Below are 17,272 nucleotides of genomic sequence, written 5' to 3' on the forward strand. Positions count from 1 at the left end.
AGTCTATTATTCTTGAAAAACATTCGTATCTTTGTCTTCTAAAAAATAATTAACTGATGGAAGAATTGCAAGATAGGTACATCCGCTTCGACTGGGCCATTAAACGTTTATTGCGGCAGAAGGCCAATTTTGGTGTGCTTGAAGGTTTCCTTACTGTATTTCTGGGTGAAAAAATCACGATTATCGAAATACTGGAAAGTGAAGGAAATCAGCAGACTGCCGATGACAAGTTCAACCGTGTTGACATCAAGGCACGCAACAGTAAGGACGAGATTATCATCATCGAGATACAGAATACCCGTGAACTCTATTATTTGGAACGTATCCTTTATGGAGTGGCAAAGGCTATCACCGAACATATCTCGTTGGGTGATACTTACTATAAGGTGAAGAAAATCTACTCCATCAGTATCCTCTACTTTGACATAGGACAAGGAAGCGATTTCTTGTATCATGGGCAGAATAACTTTGTAGGTGTACATACCGGTGACCAGTTGCAGGTAAATGTTAAGGAGCGTAATGCCATTGTTCCCCGTATGCCCGCCGAAATTTTCCCAGAATACATTCTTATCCGCGTAAACGAGTTTGATCAAGTGGCTACTACTCCGTTGAATGAATGGATGAAGTACCTGAAAGACGGAACTATTCGTCCTGATACTACTGCTCCCGGACTTGGAGAGGCTCGCGAGAAGCTGAAATATTACTCTATGAACGTTCAAGAACGAAGGGCGTATGATGAACATTTGAATGCAGTCATGATTCAAAACGATGTGCTCGATTCTGCCAAACTGGAAGGAAGAATAGAAGGTCTTGCAGAAGGTCGTGCAGAAGGTCGTGCAGAGGGTCGTGCAGAAGGTATAAAGATAATGGCTCGCAATCTGAAAGCGGCAGGTCTTTCTGCAGAGGCTATTAGCAAGGCGTCCGGTCTAACTCTAGAAGAAATAGACCGTTTATAGCCTTTTAAAAAGTTCCACCTCCATAACCACCGGATTGTGGTCACTGCATAAATCTAGGTTTGGAGAATAATATTTGATGCTTTTCAGACTGGGAGAGTAGAAAAGATGGAGTCAATATACAGCATGCGCTTGGCATAGCGGTAAGTGCACTTGTGTATGTTGTAGGCGGAATTGAAAAGCCACCGCTATGGTGATGGCAATCAGGATGAATATCACTGCTATCAGACGGATATAGAACAGACTTTTGATGGCAGATGTTCCCATAGCGTTGGCTGTTTGTTTTGTTAGGGGAAAAAGGTATGAAAGTATAGGGGTGCTTCCATTATAATCCACGCCTACTTATTCACTACATTCACAGGCTTACCGTCTTGATAGGCCTTTATATTTTCGAGCATAACTTGCATGAGGCGTTCGCGTGCGGCGGTGCTTGCCCAAGCTATGTGCGGGGTGATGTAGCAGTTACGGGCAGAGAGTAAAGGATTGTTGGCACAAGGAGGCTCTTGTGAGAGTACGTCCACTCCGGCGGCGTAGATGGTTCCGTTGTTCAAGGCATCGGCAAGGTCTTGTTCGTTGATGAGCAGACCGCGTCCGGTGTTGATTAGGATAGCCGTAGGCTTCATCAGGCGGAGGCGTTCTGCATTCACCATTTCGCGGGTGGCATCGGTGAGGGGACAGTGCAGGCTAACGATGTCGCATTCACGGAACAGTTCGTTCAGTTCCATCTTGCGGATTTCGGGAGGAAGCTGGAAATTGGTCTTGGAAGTGTAGGCGCACACCTTCATGCCGAAGCCAATGGCGATGCGGGCAGTGGAGAAACCGGTGTGTCCCAAGCCTACAATGCCGAGTTTTTTTTCACGCAGTTCGATGAGTGGAGTGTCCCAGAAGCAGAAGTCTTTGCTTGCCGTCCAGCGTCCTTGATGCACTTCTTCGGAGTGGTGCTGCACTTGCTGGGCGATGTTCAGAATGTGGGCAAAGACCATTTGGGCAACCGAGTCGGTGCTATAGGCAGGGATGTTGGTGACGATGATGCCATGTTCTTTGGCAGCGGCGGTGTCTACAATGTTATATCCGGTGGCAAGCACACCGATGTACTTCAATTCGGGCAGTGCAGCCATGTGTTCGGAAGTGAGCACGGTTTTATTGGTCAGCAGGATTTCTGCACTGGCAGCGCGTTCCAATACTTCTCCAGGAGCGGTACGGTCGTAGATGGTACATTCACCCAAAGCTTGCAATTCGTCCCAGCAAAGGTCGCCGGGGTTGGCGGCATACCCGTCTAATACGACTATTTTTTTGTTTTCCATTCTTCTTGAATATTAATTGTTCGCGCAAATTTAGGGAAAAGAATTAGTATAGTATACATAAATCCATTACATTTGTGTGAATGTAATATTGAAAATGTATGAGAAGCACAATCTTTTCTTTTTTCGGAATACTTTCTTTTTGCCTTTTGCTCTTACTGACTGCCATGAAGTGTGAAGAAGATGAAGAGGTGCTTCCTCCTGTTTTGGCGGATGTGGTTGGCGTGCGATTGGTGTTGCTGGATAATAGCGGACATGCTCCTGAACCGATAACCGCTGCCCCAAGGAGGCCTACATGATGAAGGTGGTACCGGAGGTGAAGGCCATTTCGGAAGAAGCTGCCGACGATATCTGGCATTGTCAGTTGAACCGTCCGATTACAGCTATCCGTATAGTGACCTTGACGGATTTCAATGAAGAATATCCTGCCGGAAGCGATATATATCCTTTATTCTACCGTTCTTATTCTCCCGCTCCGATTGATTCTCCCGTTGACTATCTACATGATTTCTAGTTTGTTCTGCTGACTTATCCCAAGGCCGGTACTTACCGTTTTCGCGTTGAGCTTGAGGTAGGAAAAGATGGGAATGAGGAGAACGGAGTGCTGGATGGCTGGCAAGTATTTACTGCCGAAACTCCTTCTCTTGATTTCTACTGATTCACTCTATTTATATTGTAAAAATAGGATTATGGGTATTGTCAAACGTATCTCTCTCTTTCTGCTGGGTTGCATGGCTACTGCAAACGTCTGTGCACAATATATCTTGAATCACGGTCGTCTACAGCTGGAAGCATCTTTGTAGTGAATAAGTAGGCGTGGATTATGGTGGGAATGGCCTATATGACTTCTGCCCGCAGGATATCCTCGTGGTTGTGTCTGAACGATTATCATCAGCTGAATTACGCTTTGACATTGGGAGGCAGATATTTCTGGCATAAATCATGGGGAGTGCAAGCACAGTTGTTACTGAATCCGGGAAGTGGACAAGAGTATCTGTACGACGGTAAGGTGCTTGGTTACAATCAGGTGGAAGTGTCGCTCGGAAGTATTGACGGTAATTTCAGTGCCGGAATCGTCTATCGTTGCAGCATTGGCAACTGGGATATACAGCCTTCCTTCGGCATCGGAATAACCGGTTTTTCTGAGACCGGTTATTCATCTTACCTCAAGCATGAAGGAACGAACGACGTCGATTTCTTTGTGCTGGAGATGGAGAAAGACAAACGTAATGCTTTCTCCATCACTCCCGGAATACAGTTGCTCTACCATTTGCCCAAGCGGGTCTGTCTTTATGCCGGGGTTTCTTATATAGTGACTGTCGGTTCTTCATACGGGGAGTATACCCTGCATAATCTCTATACACTCGAATTGAGGGAGCGGCAACGCGTAGAGGATAAATACGTCGATGCGTTTCATTTCAGTTTGGGGCTGGGTTTCCGTCTGTTCTAAAACCTCTCTTTTCCCCAAAGTTGCTGCATCCGTTCCTTGTGCTTTTGCTCGGCAGGATTGAGTTGCGGTTCCCAGATACGGCGGTCTTTCAGTTCGTCGGGCAGGAATTGCTGTTTGACGAAGTTGCCGGGGTAGTCGTGGGCGTACTTGTACTTCTCGCCGTAGCCCAACTGCTTCATCAGCTTGGTGGGCGCGTTGCGCAGATGCAGTGGGACGGGGAGGTTACCCGTTTCGCGTACTACTTCCAGTGCGTTGTTGATGGCCATGTAGGCCGAATTGCTCTTGGGGCTGGTGGCGAGGTATATGGTAGCTTCTGCCAGCGGGATGCGTCCTTCGGGCCATCCCACTTTCATCAGGGTGTCGAAGCAGGCGTTGGCAAGCAGCAGCGCGTTGGGGTTGGCCAGTCCGATGTCTTCAGAGGCGGAGATGACGAGGCGGCGAGCTATGAAGGCAGGGTCTTCACCGCCTTCGACCATGCGTGCCAGCCAGTAGATGGCTCCGTCCGGGTCGCTGCCACGGATGGATTTGATGAAAGCGGAGATGATGTCGTAGTGCATCTCCCCGTCCTTGTCGTAGGCAAGAGGATTCTGTTGCAGGCGTTCGGTCACCATATCGTCGGTAATGACGACGGGGTCTGCGGCTTCGGAGTCTACCACCAGCTCGAGGATGTTGAGCAGCTTGCGTGCATCCCCTCCGCTGAAGCGGAGCATGGCGGTAGTTTCTTTCAGTTCTATTTTCCGTTCCTTTAGCACGATGTCCGTGATGATGGCGCGTTGCAACAGTTCCAGCAGGTCGTCCCTTTCCAGCGATTTCAGGGTATAGAGCTGGCAGCGCGACAGCAACGGACGGATGACTTCGAACGACGGGTTCTCCGTAGTGGCGCCTATCAGCGTCACGGTGCCTTGCTCCACGGCTCCCAGCAGCGAGTCTTGCTGCGACTTGCTGAAGCGGTGTATCTCGTCAATGAAAAGGATGGGGCTGGCTTGTGAGAAGAAACGGTTACTCTTGGCACGCACTATCACGTCGCGCACGTCCTTCACGCCACTGGTCACGGCACTGAGCGTATAGAAAGGGGTTTCCAGCTTGTTGGCGATAATCTGTGCCAAAGTGGTCTTTCCCACTCCCGGAGGTCCCCACAGGATAAACGAAGAGATACGTCCCGCGTCAATCATCTTGCGCAACACCGCATCTTGACCGACCAGATGTTTCTGGCCAATATATTCATCCAATGTTCTTGGCCGAAGCCGTTCCGCTAATGGTTGCATGTTGAGTTATAGATTTTAGAATATCATTAATATCATAAACCGTATGCCCCCCTTCTTCACTCCCGGTATGTCAGTATAGGTCAGTCGGCGTACATATTCTATATGGAGCAGCTTGAAGATATTGTAGATACCTACACTGGCTTCCACATAGGGAGTCTTGCTCATGACATGGCTGGTGGGTACACCGTCGCGCATGGGGAAGAGGAACAAGTCGGGGTTGTCGCTCTTGTACGGGTTGTTCTTGTCCGTCAGCGTGCCCCACAAACCACGGATGCGGAACATCTCTCGCCACTTCAGCTTCTTGATGAGCGGGAGGCGGTTGAAGAGCTTTCCGTTCATGTCGTAGCTTAGGTTGAGGGAGGCATAGCGGTCGTTCAGGAACTCCATGTTGTTGATGAGGTTGAAGGACTCGTTGTTCTGCGTGATGTATGAAAGGTTCGCCATCGGCAGGTTCAGCAGGGGAAAGGGAACGGTGTTCCATTGCGCACCGGCACGTGCCGTTACGTCCAGCTTGCCCCACGAGCCGAGCCAGAAGCGCTTGCGGATGCTGGCTTCCGTCAGGTTGAAGTCGTACTCTCCGCCCAGCACGCCCTTGAAGCCGGCGGTGTGGGAGAGGGTGAAGGTCGGCGCATCCAGCGACACGGGTACGCGCCGCTGCTTGGTGTTGACGAAGGTTTCGCCAGGAGCATAACGCAGGGTCACACCCAGCTCGGTGGTGGTGATGTCGTGCACCAGCGTGTTTTTTTCATCCCATTGCCCCAATATCTCTCCGTTGTTCTTCCAGTATTGCAGCTGTCCCGCTGGCTGGTCGTTGCGGTGGCGCGCCATGGCTTGGACGGAGAAGCCGGTATTGGTCTCCAGCTCGTAAGTCAGCGTGGCGTCGCGCATGTAGGACATCTGGTCTACAGTAGTCCATTTCCAGCCGACAAACAAGTTGTCCTTGTCCGTGGCGAGGTACTTGTCCATGGGAGACATCACGTCGTAGGTGTACTTGAAAGCGACGTAGTGCTTCGGGAACTCCCACAATACGTATTCGCGCTTGTTGAAGGAGTAGGCCACTTGCCCGGAGTAGAACCATTTCTTGTCTTTGGTTCCGTAGGCGCCGTAACCGCTCAGGCTCCAGTGCGGGTCGAGGTTACCGGTCGTCATGCCGCTCAGACGGAAACGCGTGCCGTTGACGTAGTTGCTGGTTATCATTGTATTGATGGGGCCGAAGTCGAACTTGCTGGGATGGTTCTTGCTGCCCGTCTCCACAAAGTTCTCAATCAAGGCTTTCGCCCCGAAGATGACGTACTTGAAGCCGGGAATCTGCTCGATACGGTTCATGAATACATCCATCGTGCTCTCCTTCTTGGTGAGGGGCACTTGACGTACTTTCGCCCAATATTCGTCGCTCTTGGCAAGCATGTTCGCTTCCTTGATGACGTTCCCTTTCAGACGGAAGAGGCGGGGTTCTATCTCTGCGAATTGATAGTCGCTGTACTTGGTGGTCCGCTGCACTTCCAGCCCTTGGATGCCTTTCACGAAGTGCAGTTCCACGGTCATGTCGTCGTCGGTCAGCACCCAGTTGCTGTCGGGCAGCTGTTCGAACTGCTGCACGATGTCGAGGTTCTCTACGAAGTTGACACCCGTCTTCTTGGGCAGGTTCATGGTGCATTTCTTCACGGCATAGGTGGAGTCCTTCACCACGTAGAGGTGCCCCGTGAAGCCGAAGTCCTGCGGGTTCTGCGGAACGAAAGTGAGATGCACGCATTCCTGCTTGTCTACCATGAGCGTGTCCATCAGATAGTATTTGTAGAAGCTGATGGCTCCGCGGCCGATGGGGCTGACGAAGCGGCGTTGCAGCAGTCGGATGTCGTCGTCGTAGATGTTGATGTCGGAGAATACGTCCGTGAGGATGGTCCCCAGCATGTCTCCGGTGTTGAAGAACTCCTCGATGCCGGTAGAATTCATACCTTCGATAATAGTCTTTTCGCTCTTGGGGTTTTTGCGGAAAATAGTCTTGCTGGCCGTCTCTTTGATAGAGATGGGCAGAATCATCTTGCTGGTCTTGGGCGATACTTCCACTTGGTCTTTGAAGAAAGAGAACTTTTTGTAGATGCCTTTCTCCATTTTGTCGGGGGTGACATCGTTGAGCGACATTTTCATTTTCTCGTATTTCTGATACTGGTAGTAGTCGTTCTCTTCCAGTTTCAGCGCCTTTTTGTTTTCGATGACCTTCTTCATGAACTCCACGGCGGGGTTGTTCTTGCGTGAATATTTTTCCTTCTTGGGTTTCACCACGACTTCGGAGAGTAAGATGTCGTCCGGTTGCAACTTGACGTTCAGCGTCCGGGTGCCAGGCTTCAGTTTCACTTTCTTGGTGATGTAGCCTATGGCGGAGAATGTCAGTTCATCCCAGCCTTTACGGTTTTCGACTTGGTATTCACCGTTTGCATTGGAGATGCCGCCTACACCTTTCCCTTCATATTGTACGGTGATGTACATCAACGGCTCGTTCGTGAGAGAGTCTGTGATAACCCCCTTAATCTGGGCAGATGTGCTGATGGAGACGGACAGTGACAGCAGGAAAAGGACGTAAATTGTATATCTTTGCTTCATAAGTTACAGATAATTCGGGCGCAAAGTTAACAAATTAAGGTTAACCGAGAAGCAAATATAGACTAAAGATACGGGAGATAAGGTTAAATGAACGTGAAAGCCTTGTGCTTGTTTGTTGGATACAGGTAAAAAAAGTAAAGGATTCTTGCAGAAAAACTACTGGGCATAAAGGATAAAGTTGTACAACGCATAGAGAAAGTTCTATCCCAAGCTTTGGGATAGAAAAACCAAAGCTTGGGATAAGCATCCGTAGGCTTGGGACAGATGTTCTCAAGCTTGGGATGGAGTTCACGAAGGATTATGAATTGTTTCCGTTCAGTAGTGTCTGTACGATGCGTTCCGCTGTCCGTCCGTCCCAGCGGTCGGGGAGGGTGGCGTGCTTCCATTCGCCTTGCAGCAACTTGTCAAGTGAGGCGGAGAGGGCAAAGGAATTCTCGCCGACCAGCTCATTGGTACCGATACGCCAGGTTTCGGGATGCTCGGCATAGGTATTGAGGGTGATGCAAGGGACGTCGAGAAAGGTGGCTTCTTCAGCGATGTTGCCTGAGTCGGTGATTATGCCTCGCGCTTGGTTGATGAGGAACCCGAAGTGCAGGTAGCGCTGTGGAGGCAGGATGTGTAGGTTGGGGGCATCCAGCTCCAGCGACTTCACCGCCTTTTGCACGTAGGGGTGCAGCGGGGCAACGATAGGCATGCTGTCGGCCTTTTCAATGACGGTCTGGAGCAGGGAGTGCAATACGGTCTTCTTTTCCAGCAGGTCGCGGCGGTTGAGGGTGAGCAGCAGGTAGTTTCCTTTCCGCAGGCCGAGGCTGGAGAACCATAAGGGCTGCACCAGACGGTGTCGGTTGAAGCGGATGGTATCAATCAGTATGTTGCCCACGTAGTGGATATAGTCGGGTATCATGCCTTCCTGGTTGAGGTTGCGGTTGGCAATCATTCCGGCGGTGAAGAGATAGTCGGAGATGGCATCCACGATGGTGCGGTTCACCTCGCGGGGCATGTTCATGTCGAAGGAGCGTGTGCCGGCTATGACGTGTGCCACCTTCAGCCCACGTTTCTTGGCAACGATGGAACAGCTCATGGTGGCGGTCATGTCGTCTACTACCAGTACTATTTGGGCGGGATGTTGGTCCAACTCTTTCTCGAAAGCAAGCATGATGGAAGCTGCCACCTGTGAGTGGTCGTGTCCGGTGACGCCGAGGCAGGCATCCGGTTTCCTCATGGAGAGGTCGGAGAAGAGCGAGGCATCCAGGCTGGTGTCATCCTGCGGACCGGTGTAGACGATGCGGTAGGAGATGTTCTTTCCGGCCTCTCTGGCAGTGTCGATGGCACGGCAGATGGGGGCTATTTTCATGAAGTTGGGGCGTGCGCCCGATACGATTGTTATTTTCATTGTCGTAGTTGGTGAAAAATGATACGACAAAAATACGTTTTCTTAGGGAAATTATTTGTTACTTTGCCTATTATTTTCAGGATGTCTGTTGAAAATGCCTGCTTTCTTTTTCAATTTTGGATACTTGGATTTAATTTCGGATATGCGAAGTGGTTGTTTAATTTATAATTTTTATTTTCAAAATGATAATGCCAACATTTGTTCAGATACTCGATTTTATCGGTACGTTTGCTTTTGCCATCAGTGGCATACGTCTGGCTTCGGCCAAACGGTTCGACTGGTTCGGTGCGTATGTAGTGGGTTTTGTGACGGCCATCGGAGGAGGTACGATACGCGACCTGCTACTGGACGTCACCCCGGGCTGGATGACGGATCCCATTTACTTGATTTGTACCGGACTGGCCTTGTTGTGGGTCATTCTCTTTGGCAAGCACCTCATCCATCTGAACAATACATTCTTCATATTCGACAGTATCGGCCTGGCGCTGTTCACGGTGGTCGGTGTGGGCAAGAGCATCGCTCTGGGCTATCCTTTCTGGGTAGCCATTATCATGGGCAGCATTACCGGGGCTGCGGGTGGTGTGATACGTGATGTATTCATTAATGAAATTCCACTGATATTCCGAAAGGAGATTTATGCGATGGCATGTGTGGTGGGAGGGACTTTCTACTGGATATGCCACCTTTTGGGGATGGAGGCTTTCGTGTGCCAGATTGTGGGTGGTGTGACGGTGTTCGTCACCCGCATACTGGCGGTGAAGTATAGGATTTGTCTGCCTATCCTTTCGGGCAATGAAGAGGAGCAGGAAATGTAGTCTGTTGTCTGCCGTCCGAGAACCTTAGGTATTTTCCGGTGAAACTCCGGGCATTGTGCAAAGGAACTTCAGATATTGAAAATAAGATTCCCCGGCATTTGCAACCGAAATGTCGGGGAATCTTTTATACTCCACGTTCCCCTGATGAGGGGGAACGAGGATAGGATTGTTAAAGGGATAAGACAGGGTTAGAACAATGCATCCTTCGTGTTGAAGAGTTTTCGTTCATTCAGTTTCACTACCTTGCCGAATTTTTCCAGCCGCTTCAGGTCAATGTTCTTTGGATTGCCCATGATGGAAATGCAGTATGGTTTGCCTTTGATGTTCTCTTCGTAGAACTTCACGATGTCTTCAAAGGTCAGTACATCTATTTTCGGCAGATTTTCCTTGGCCGGGTCGTCCGTGTAGCCTCTGTGGCCCAAGCCTACCAGTTCCATGGCTTTGTTGCGGAAGCTGGGGTGACTGGTCAGCATGGCTTGGCGGAGATAGCTTTTGATGTTGTCGATACGTTCCGGATTTTTCGGCATGTCGTTGACGAGACCCATCAGTACGTCCAGTGCATCATTTGCCTTGTCGTTCTGGGTACCGATGTAGCCGCGCAGATAGCTTGCCTTTCCGGCTATGCCTTGCGTGCCGACGAATGCGTAGGCTGTATAGGCCATGGAGCGTTTTTCGCGGATTTCGTTCAGAACGATACCGGTGAAGTCAAGGCCGAAGTACTGGTTGAATGCGCTACGCAGCACGTCGTCCTTCTTGTCAGTCTTCTGCATCGGGATGTAGAGGTGGATTTGGGCTTGTTCTGCATCGTTGTTAGGAAGGAAGTAGACGGTGTTTTCGGTCACCGGCATCATCTCCTTTGCCTGCGGGGAGTTGGAGGGGCGTTCGTTGGCCACCAACGGGAGGTTCTTGCTCAGGATGTCGTATACTTGCTCGAAGGGGAGTGTTCCGGTGAAGAATACCTTTGCCTCGTAGTTGGAGGCACGGTTGATGTCTCCCGTCAGTTCTGAAATCTGTAATTCGTAAATCTCCTTGTCGGTCAGTTCCTTGATGTAGTCTGATTTCTCTCCGTAGAGCATGTATTGGCGTAGCGCTTCATTCAGGATGCTGACGTTGTCTTTGCGCTGCTGGCGCATACCCATTGCCGAACCTTTCAGACGTGCCAGTTGCTTTTCGTCCAGTTTTGGCATCAGAATCTGGCGTGAAAGTAGTTGGCAGACTTGCGGCAAGGTGGCCTCGTAACCCTCCATGATGATGTAGAGATTGTCGTCATCGGCTGTCACGTGGCAGGTTGCGTTCAGTTTGCTGAGTTCTTCTTTCAGCTCTTGCGGTTCGTAGGCTCCCATGATGCCTGCGTTGTTCATCAGCTGGGCGGCATAGCCGAGTTTCGGGAATTCGCGTTCACCGACTCCGTATTGTACAATCAGCTGGAATACGTTGTTCTCCTTGTTGGGTGTGTAGTACATCTTGGAACGCTCATTCAGCTGCTTGATTTGCACTTCACCATAGTTTGCGAATTTCTCCTCCATCTGTCCGATGGGCAGGTTCTTGAATTGTGTTGCATAGAGCGATTCTTTTCCTACCGGAGGTTCTACGGGTTTGTATCCCGGCTTCTCAATCTTGGCGTTCTTGTCAGGTTTTCCTTTTTCGATATATAGGGCCAAGTAATTGTCCGACAGATATTTCTTGGCTACCCGCTTGATGTCGTCAGTGGTGATGGCCATAATCTTGTCCTTGTAATTGAGTATGTCGCCTAAATCCTGCTCGTTGTAGAAAGCATTCATCAGTATCATAGCCTTGTCCTCGTTCGATTCCATCTCCAGGTCGAACTGGCGGCACTTCTCGGCTTTGATGGCATCAATTTTCCAGTCCTCGAATTCTCCGGTAGCGATTTGCTGGATGGCTTTCAAGGCTTTCTTTTCGGCGCTCTTGGTAGACTCGAAACGGCGCTGATTTTCGTCGTAGAGCGGAATGGCTGCTACGATGGCGCGTCCTTGTTCACGGAAAGTGCGGGCGTAGGCTCCGGCGCTGGTCAGCTCACCGTCCAGTACCAGCTTGTCCATAGTTCCGGTCTGGCTGTTGTTGTTCAGCAGTGCCAGGGCGATGTTCAGAGCATCTTCGTCGGGATGTCCGGCAGGCACCCCGTTGAATACCATTGTCACTTGCGGATAGAATCCTATCTTGGCCGAGTACTGTTTGCGGCCCTTTATTTCGAGGTTCTGGTAGGCCTTGCGTTCGGGTGCGGGTTTAGCGGCCAGACGTCCGAAGGTGGCATTGATGCGTCCGCTGATTTGTTGGGCTTTGATATTTCCTACGAGCACCAGTACCATGTTTTCGGGTACATACCATTGTTCGTAGAAGTCAATCAGCCTGCTCAGGCGGGGATTTTTCAGATGTTCGGGCAGGCCGATGATGGAACGGGAGTAGGGATGTCCTTCAAAGGCTTTCTCCATCACGAACTGGTTCTGCGCACGTCCTTGGTCGTCTTGTGAACGGTTGTATTCTTCGTACACATTTTCCAGCTCTGACTGGAAGGAACGGAATACGGGATGCAGGAAACGTTGTGAGGAGATTTCCAGCCATTTGTTTATCTGATAGGCAGGGAAGGAGCTGTGATAGAAAGTCCAGTCATAGTAGGTTCCTGCATTCACTTCTTTGGCACCCATGCTTTCCATCAGGTTGGAGTATTCGTTGGGAAGCCCCAATTTTCCGGCTTTGACGGTCAGCTCGTTGATTTCCTTGCTGATGTTTTCCTTTTTTGCCGGATCGGATTCTTCGGCCATCTGGTCGTACTTGGCGATGATTTCCTTGTAAATCGGTTCTTCTTCCGTCCAGTTCAGCGCGCCTATCTTGTCCGTTCCTTTAAACATGACGTGTTCCAGGTAGTGTGCAAGTCCCGTGTACTCTTCAGGGTCATTGATGGAACCGGCACGTACGCCTACCAGTCCGAATACGTCCGATTTGGATTCGTCTTCCCATATATATATGGAAAGACCGTTCTTCAGCTTGAAGGCCTTCAGTCCTTGTCCGAAGGAGGGCAGGGAAATGACGAGGGCAGCCAGCAGAAGAAATGACTTGAATTGAAATGATTTCATAAAATAAAGTGTTTTTATGTAATAAAAGTGTTTTCCTATATGTAGGCAAAGCTATAAAAAAATCACGTAACATTTACGAAATTTTCGGAAAAATGATGGTTTTCAGTATATAATATCACCTGTAAACTATCAGAAAGGGGGTGAAAACTGTCAAATGATAGTTTTTATCCCCAAGAAAAACCATATTCCGTCCTCTGGAGCTTCAAATCTTCCTTATACTTGCAAACGTATTAACTAAACTATTATTAACTATTTAAAAATTGAGCAAAGTATGAATACTTACAGTTTTAGAAAAGATTTGCTTGCATTGCAAGAAGAACTGCTCCGCTTTGCATACAAGTTGACAGCTGACCGGGAAGAAGCCAATGATTTGTTGCAAGAGACGTCTCTCAAGGCTTTGGATAACGAAGGCAAATTTGAAACCGGTACCAATTTCAGAGGTTGGATGTATACCATTATGCGTAACATCTTTATCAATAATTATCGTAAAATAGTTCGGGAACAGATTTTTGTAGATCAAACGGACAACCAGTATCACCTCAGCATGCCCCAGGATTCCGGTTTTGCCAGTACCGAAGGTGCCTACGACCTGAAAGAAATGTACCGTATCGTCAACGCCCTTCCACGCGACTATAAAGTTCCTTTCTCCATGCACGTGTCCGGTTTCAAGTACCGCGAGATTGCCGAACGTCTCGGCCTTCCGCTTGGAACGGTGAAAAGCCGCATCTTCTTTACGCGCCAGAAGTTGCAGCATGAACTGAAAGATTTCATCTGATAATAATTGGATCGTAGCAATATGATATATAACATATTATTGTCGCTGATTTTTTAAGGGTTTTCTACGACTATATGTCAGAATAATCCTTTATATTTGTATATGTTAAGTTAACCAAAGAAAAAAAATCTCTTATTATTGACTATGATGAAAAAGGAAATTAAATTCAGTCTTGTTTACCGGGACATGTGGCAGTCATCCGGTAAGTATCAACCTCGGGTAGACCAGTTGGTACGCATTGCTCCGTTGATTGTTGAAATGGGCTGTTTTGCACGCGTCGAAACAAATGGAGGAGCTTTTGAGCAGGTAAACCTTCTGTATGGTGAAAATCCCAATAAGGCTGTACGGGCTTTTACCGCGCCTTTCAGGGAGGCAGGCATACAGACGCATATGCTCGACCGCGGGCTGAATGCCCTACGTATGTATCCTGTTCCGGCAGATGTGCGCCGACTGATGTACAAGGTGAAGCATGCCCAAGGTGTGGACATTACTCGCATCTTCTGCGGACTGAACGAGACACGGAACATAATTCCTTCCATCAAGTATGCCCTGGAAGCGGGCATGATACCGCAGGCCACGCTCTGTATCACGTATTCTCCCGTCCATACGGTGGAATATTATGTCGGCATTGCCGACCAGCTGATTGAAGCCGGAGCACCCGAGATTTGCTTGAAGGACATGGCAGGCATCGGACGTCCGGGTATGCTGGGGCAGCTTGTCAGAACCATAAAGGAGAAGTACCCCGATGTGTTGATACAATATCACGGGCATAGCGGTCCCGGACTTTCCATGGCTTCCATTCTCGAAGTCTGCGAGAACGGTGCCGATATCATTGATGTGGCGATGGAGCCCATGTCGTGGGGTAAGGTTCATCCGGACATCATCTCCGTGCAGGCCATGCTGAAAGACTTGGGCTTCCAGGTGCCCGACATAAACATGAAGGCCTACATGAAAGCCCGTGCCATGACGCAGGAGTTCATCGACGATTTCTTGGGTTACTTCATGGACCCCACCAACAAGCATATGTCCTCGCTATTGCTGAAGTGCGGTCTGCCGGGCGGCATGATGGGCTCCATGATGGCCGACTTGAAGGGAGTGCATTCCGGCATCAACATGATACTGCGTGGCAAGAACGAGCCGGAGCTCAGTCTGGACGACCTGCTCGTCATGCTGTTCGATGAAGTGGAATATGTATGGCCCAAGCTGGGGTATCCTCCTTTGGTGACTCCTTTCAGCCAGTATGTGAAGAATGTGGCTCTGATGAACCTCATGCAGCAGGTGAAGGGGGAGGAACGCTGGACGATGATAGACAACCATACATGGGACATGATTCTGGGCAAGAGCGGACGTCTGCCCGGTACTCTGGCGCCCGAGATAGTGGAACTGGCCAAGTCCAAGGGCTTTGAGTTCGTGGATACAGACCCGCAGCTGAACTATCCGGATGCCTTGGATGCATACCGGAAGGAGATGGACGAAAGCGGTTGGGAATATGGTGACGATGACGAGGAACTATTTGAACTCGCCATGCACGACCGTCAGTATCGAGATTATAAGTCCGGTGTAGCCAAAAAGCGTTTTGAAGATGATTTGCAGCGTGCTAAGGATGCAGCTATGGTCAAGAGCGGATATTCGGAGGAGGAAATCAAAAAGTTGAAGCGTGCCAAGGCAGACCCGATAATCGCACCTTCCAAAGGGCAAGTGCTTTGGGAGGTTTCCGTCGAAGGTCCTTCTTCTGCTCCTTTCATCGGACGCAAGTACCAGCATGATGAGGTGTTCTGCTACATCTCTACGCCGTGGGGCGAATACGAGAAGATATGGACCGGATTTACTGGACGTGTGGTAGACGTCTGTGCCAAGCAAGGGGATGTGGTCAATAAGGGCGATGTGATAGCTTATATCCAGCGGAGTGATATTTTTGCATAAATGAGAACCTGACAAAGTGGAATTCTCTGTACATAGTATATCGGTGTGTCTGGCATATTTTCTTCGAGTTCCAGCTTACGATGGCTGCGTCTGTTGCTGTCGTCGGTCACCCGGAGGATGCCGTAGCTTGTCGGCAGGATAGTCCAGCCTCAGGCAAGATTTTGCTCATGCCTTTTTCTTGTTTGCTGTTTTTTTGAGGAAAAAGGAACGTGATTGCCAAAAGCATGGATAATCTTTTGCCGATGCGCAAGAAAAAGAAAGGAAAAACAGAATATTCGTGTCTCAGGATGTAATGTTTGTGCTTCAAGGCATGCCGATGTAATAAGGAAGCAGGATTCTAATAGAGGTGAGGTTGAATAATCTTGTGAGTGAGATGTAATTAAAAGCCTTTTAATCATCATTTCCCATAGGAGGGAGACGGGTGGATACGGCGGGGCAAGGCGTTACTCAAAACGCTTCTGTCATATTGAAGTAAAACAGCATTTGGTTGTTTACTGTGTTTTTGCCCAAATCCAGGCGTACGTTCATGCGTGGCTGTACTTCAATGCGAAGTCCTACACCATAGTTGGGCAGTACGCCTTCTATCTTGCCGGGAGTGGGGCCCATGAAGCCGCAGCCAGTCCAAGCTACAAACCCGATGTGATTGAGCATCCGCTTTAGCCAGGTGCTTCGGTCAGTATTGAGCATCTGCCGGTACTCTGCCATGACCACGTGCGAGGACTTGTCGCGATATTGCCCCATGTAGTAGCCGCGCAGGTCAAAAGGCGTTCCGGTGAGGGCATATTGCGTCAGTGGGACGTTGCCGAACACGTTCTTTGTCTGTGCCGTCCACGCAAGCACTCTGCGCTTGCCCAGTGACTTGTATTGGCGGTAGTCTATCTCCAGGCGGTAGAAGGTCTGGTCGCTGCCGATGAATTTGGCGTACATCATGCCTCGGAAATCCAGATACATGCCGTGGTAGGCGTTGGCGGGGACGTCGCGGCTGTCGTATGTCAGCAGGAAGCCGAGACCGGAGTTGAAGTTGTTGTAGCCGTTGGCCGTACCGCCTGCCTCTTTGTACGAAGGTTCGTCTGCCAGAAATTTGCCGGGCTCTGTCAAGTGGTCGTAATTGATGTCTATTTGAGGTCCGGCAAAGATGTTGCTGTTGCCCAGTCGGAAGAGGAACCAAGGATTTATTTGCACACCGCTGTACCGGTATTTGCTGGTACTGTCGCTTCGTACGTAATCTTTATTGGTATTATAGCCGATGCCGTAAAAGTTTTCTTCCGTATTCTTGTAGCTGAATTTTCCGAAGATGCGGAAACGGTCGCCCTTGAAGAAGAGTTGAGGTTTGGAGAAAAGGTTGATACCGCCGTTGAACATGAAGGCGATGGCCATGGGCACTACGGAGCGTAGCTGCGTGGTGTCGCTGGGATTCATGCGGAAGGTCATCAAGGCACTTCCTCCCAGCACGGCACCGAAGTCGGGAGTGTAGCTGGGCCCGCCCAGAATATTGTAATGCAGGTTCCGGCGTGCTACCTTTTGCTTGCGTAGCTCTTTGGGGCTTAGTGCAGGAACGCTGTCGTTCGTGGTGGCCGCAGTCAGTTCCAGGGTATAAAAGGTGGTGGCAAACAGCACCAGTGCGATAATGCTTGGTATATATCTTTTCATGTCGTACGAAATGTGGGTGCAAAGGAAACTATTTTATCTCGAATAGTTTTCACG

At 49.6% G+C, this 17,272-nt stretch carries 14 protein-coding genes and 1 pseudogene; 7 read left to right on the forward strand and 8 right to left on the reverse strand.

Features of this window, described 5'->3' with window-relative positions:
* Positions 1 to 56 precede the first annotated feature (56 nt).
* A complete protein-coding gene (locus M1B78_RS08550) occupies positions 57 to 956 on the forward strand; it encodes a PD-(D/E)XK nuclease family transposase (protein WP_257940422.1) in 900 nt (299 codons plus the stop codon).
* On the opposite strand, the pseudogene M1B78_RS08555 reads toward M1B78_RS08550, so the two are convergent.
* The 3 genes and pseudogenes from M1B78_RS08555 to M1B78_RS08565 form a co-directional block, all read right to left on the reverse strand.
* Positions 951 to 1,102: pseudogene (locus M1B78_RS08555) on the reverse strand (endonuclease/exonuclease/phosphatase family protein); the annotation flags it as partial. The gene M1B78_RS08550 and the pseudogene M1B78_RS08555 sit on opposite strands and share 6 nt — an antisense overlap.
* Complete coding sequence (locus M1B78_RS08560; RefSeq protein ID WP_257940423.1) at positions 1,068 to 1,220, reverse strand: hypothetical protein; 153 nt, start codon at positions 1,218 to 1,220, stop codon at positions 1,068 to 1,070. The pseudogene M1B78_RS08555 and the gene M1B78_RS08560, both read right to left, overlap by 35 nt.
* A gap of 71 nt (positions 1,221 to 1,291) precedes the next feature.
* Positions 1,292 to 2,257, reverse strand: coding sequence for a D-2-hydroxyacid dehydrogenase (locus tag M1B78_RS08565; RefSeq protein ID WP_257940424.1), 966 nt, complete (start codon positions 2,255 to 2,257; stop codon positions 1,292 to 1,294).
* Positions 2,258 to 2,355: 98 nt separating this feature from the next.
* Between M1B78_RS08565 and M1B78_RS08570 the strand changes: the two genes are divergently transcribed.
* The 3 genes from M1B78_RS08570 to M1B78_RS08580 all read left to right on the forward strand — a co-directional run bounded on the left by M1B78_RS08570 (position 2,356) and on the right by M1B78_RS08580 (position 3,704).
* Positions 2,356 to 2,553, forward strand: a complete 198-nt coding sequence (locus M1B78_RS08570) for a hypothetical protein (protein WP_136010527.1) — start codon at positions 2,356 to 2,358, stop codon at positions 2,551 to 2,553.
* Positions 2,550 to 2,768 (forward strand): DUF5034 domain-containing protein, encoded by a 219-nt coding sequence (locus M1B78_RS08575; RefSeq protein WP_136010526.1) that lies wholly within the window; start codon positions 2,550 to 2,552, stop codon positions 2,766 to 2,768. The genes M1B78_RS08570 and M1B78_RS08575 overlap by 4 nt, the downstream gene beginning before the upstream one ends.
* Before the next feature lie 309 nt (positions 2,769 to 3,077).
* Positions 3,078 to 3,704, forward strand: coding sequence for a hypothetical protein (locus M1B78_RS08580; RefSeq protein ID WP_257940425.1), 627 nt, complete (start codon positions 3,078 to 3,080; stop codon positions 3,702 to 3,704).
* Here M1B78_RS08580 and M1B78_RS08585 read toward each other — a convergent pair.
* The 3 genes from M1B78_RS08585 to wecB all read right to left on the reverse strand — a co-directional run bounded on the left by M1B78_RS08585 (position 3,701) and on the right by wecB (position 8,963).
* Positions 3,701 to 4,969 carry a replication-associated recombination protein A gene (locus tag M1B78_RS08585; RefSeq protein WP_176469107.1) on the reverse strand — a complete coding sequence of 423 codons (1,269 nt, stop codon included), beginning with the start codon at positions 4,967 to 4,969 and terminating at the stop codon, positions 3,701 to 3,703. The two genes, M1B78_RS08580 and M1B78_RS08585, sit on opposite strands and share 4 nt — an antisense overlap.
* Before the next feature lie 15 nt (positions 4,970 to 4,984).
* Positions 4,985 to 7,570, reverse strand: a complete 2,586-nt coding sequence (locus tag M1B78_RS08590) for a DUF5686 and carboxypeptidase-like regulatory domain-containing protein (protein WP_257940426.1) — start codon at positions 7,568 to 7,570, stop codon at positions 4,985 to 4,987.
* A gap of 298 nt (positions 7,571 to 7,868) precedes the next feature.
* The gene (wecB, locus tag M1B78_RS08595; RefSeq protein WP_257940427.1) at positions 7,869 to 8,963 is read right to left on the reverse strand and encodes a non-hydrolyzing UDP-N-acetylglucosamine 2-epimerase; all 1,095 of its coding nucleotides are present in this window, start codon (positions 8,961 to 8,963) and stop codon (positions 7,869 to 7,871) included.
* 188 nt (positions 8,964 to 9,151) lie between these two features.
* On the opposite strand from wecB, the gene M1B78_RS08600 reads away from it, so the two are divergent.
* On the forward strand, positions 9,152 to 9,778 hold the full coding sequence (locus tag M1B78_RS08600) for a trimeric intracellular cation channel family protein (RefSeq protein WP_257931924.1): 627 nt from the start codon (positions 9,152 to 9,154) through the stop codon (positions 9,776 to 9,778).
* A gap of 188 nt (positions 9,779 to 9,966) precedes the next feature.
* Here M1B78_RS08600 and M1B78_RS08605 read toward each other — a convergent pair whose 3' ends face one another.
* Complete coding sequence (locus M1B78_RS08605) at positions 9,967 to 12,870, reverse strand: M16 family metallopeptidase (protein ID WP_257940428.1); 2,904 nt, start codon at positions 12,868 to 12,870, stop codon at positions 9,967 to 9,969.
* A 271-nt stretch (positions 12,871 to 13,141) separates the two neighbouring features.
* Between M1B78_RS08605 and M1B78_RS08610 the strand changes: the two genes are divergently transcribed.
* The gene (locus tag M1B78_RS08610) at positions 13,142 to 13,645 is read left to right on the forward strand and encodes an RNA polymerase sigma factor (RefSeq protein WP_257931926.1); all 504 of its coding nucleotides are present in this window, start codon (positions 13,142 to 13,144) and stop codon (positions 13,643 to 13,645) included.
* A gap of 147 nt (positions 13,646 to 13,792) precedes the next feature.
* On the forward strand, positions 13,793 to 15,568 hold the full coding sequence (locus tag M1B78_RS08615; protein WP_136010538.1) for a biotin/lipoyl-binding protein: 1,776 nt from the start codon (positions 13,793 to 13,795) through the stop codon (positions 15,566 to 15,568).
* A 447-nt stretch (positions 15,569 to 16,015) separates the two neighbouring features.
* Here the strand turns inward: M1B78_RS08615 and M1B78_RS08620 are convergent, their stop codons facing one another.
* Positions 16,016 to 17,218 (reverse strand): outer membrane protein assembly factor, encoded by a 1,203-nt coding sequence (locus M1B78_RS08620; protein ID WP_257940429.1) that lies wholly within the window; start codon positions 17,216 to 17,218, stop codon positions 16,016 to 16,018.
* Positions 17,219 to 17,272: the final 54 nt, after the last annotated feature.

The sequence above is a fragment of the Bacteroides muris (ex Fokt et al. 2023) genome (genome assembly GCF_024704895.1).
Lineage (GTDB): Bacteria > Bacteroidota > Bacteroidia > Bacteroidales > Bacteroidaceae > Bacteroides > Bacteroides muris.

Coding starts and splice junctions, on each gene's coding strand:
- M1B78_RS08550 (WP_257940422.1), top strand. CDS start 57: ATGGAAGAATTGCAAGATAGGTACATCCGCTTCGACTGGGCCATTAAA.
- M1B78_RS08560 (WP_257940423.1), bottom strand. CDS start 1,220: ATGGGAACATCTGCCATCAAAAGTCTGTTCTATATCCGTCTGATAGCA.
- M1B78_RS08565 (WP_257940424.1), bottom strand. CDS start 2,257: ATGGAAAACAAAAAAATAGTCGTATTAGACGGGTATGCCGCCAACCCC.
- M1B78_RS08570 (WP_136010527.1), top strand. CDS start 2,356: ATGAGAAGCACAATCTTTTCTTTTTTCGGAATACTTTCTTTTTGCCTT.
- M1B78_RS08575 (WP_136010526.1), top strand. CDS start 2,550: ATGATGAAGGTGGTACCGGAGGTGAAGGCCATTTCGGAAGAAGCTGCC.
- M1B78_RS08580 (WP_257940425.1), top strand. CDS start 3,078: ATGGTGGGAATGGCCTATATGACTTCTGCCCGCAGGATATCCTCGTGG.
- M1B78_RS08585 (WP_176469107.1), bottom strand. CDS start 4,969: ATGCAACCATTAGCGGAACGGCTTCGGCCAAGAACATTGGATGAATAT.
- M1B78_RS08590 (WP_257940426.1), bottom strand. CDS start 7,570: ATGAAGCAAAGATATACAATTTACGTCCTTTTCCTGCTGTCACTGTCC.
- wecB (WP_257940427.1), bottom strand. CDS start 8,963: ATGAAAATAACAATCGTATCGGGCGCACGCCCCAACTTCATGAAAATA.
- M1B78_RS08600 (WP_257931924.1), top strand. CDS start 9,152: ATGCCAACATTTGTTCAGATACTCGATTTTATCGGTACGTTTGCTTTT.
- M1B78_RS08605 (WP_257940428.1), bottom strand. CDS start 12,870: ATGAAATCATTTCAATTCAAGTCATTTCTTCTGCTGGCTGCCCTCGTC.
- M1B78_RS08610 (WP_257931926.1), top strand. CDS start 13,142: ATGAATACTTACAGTTTTAGAAAAGATTTGCTTGCATTGCAAGAAGAA.
- M1B78_RS08615 (WP_136010538.1), top strand. CDS start 13,793: ATGAAAAAGGAAATTAAATTCAGTCTTGTTTACCGGGACATGTGGCAG.
- M1B78_RS08620 (WP_257940429.1), bottom strand. CDS start 17,218: ATGAAAAGATATATACCAAGCATTATCGCACTGGTGCTGTTTGCCACC.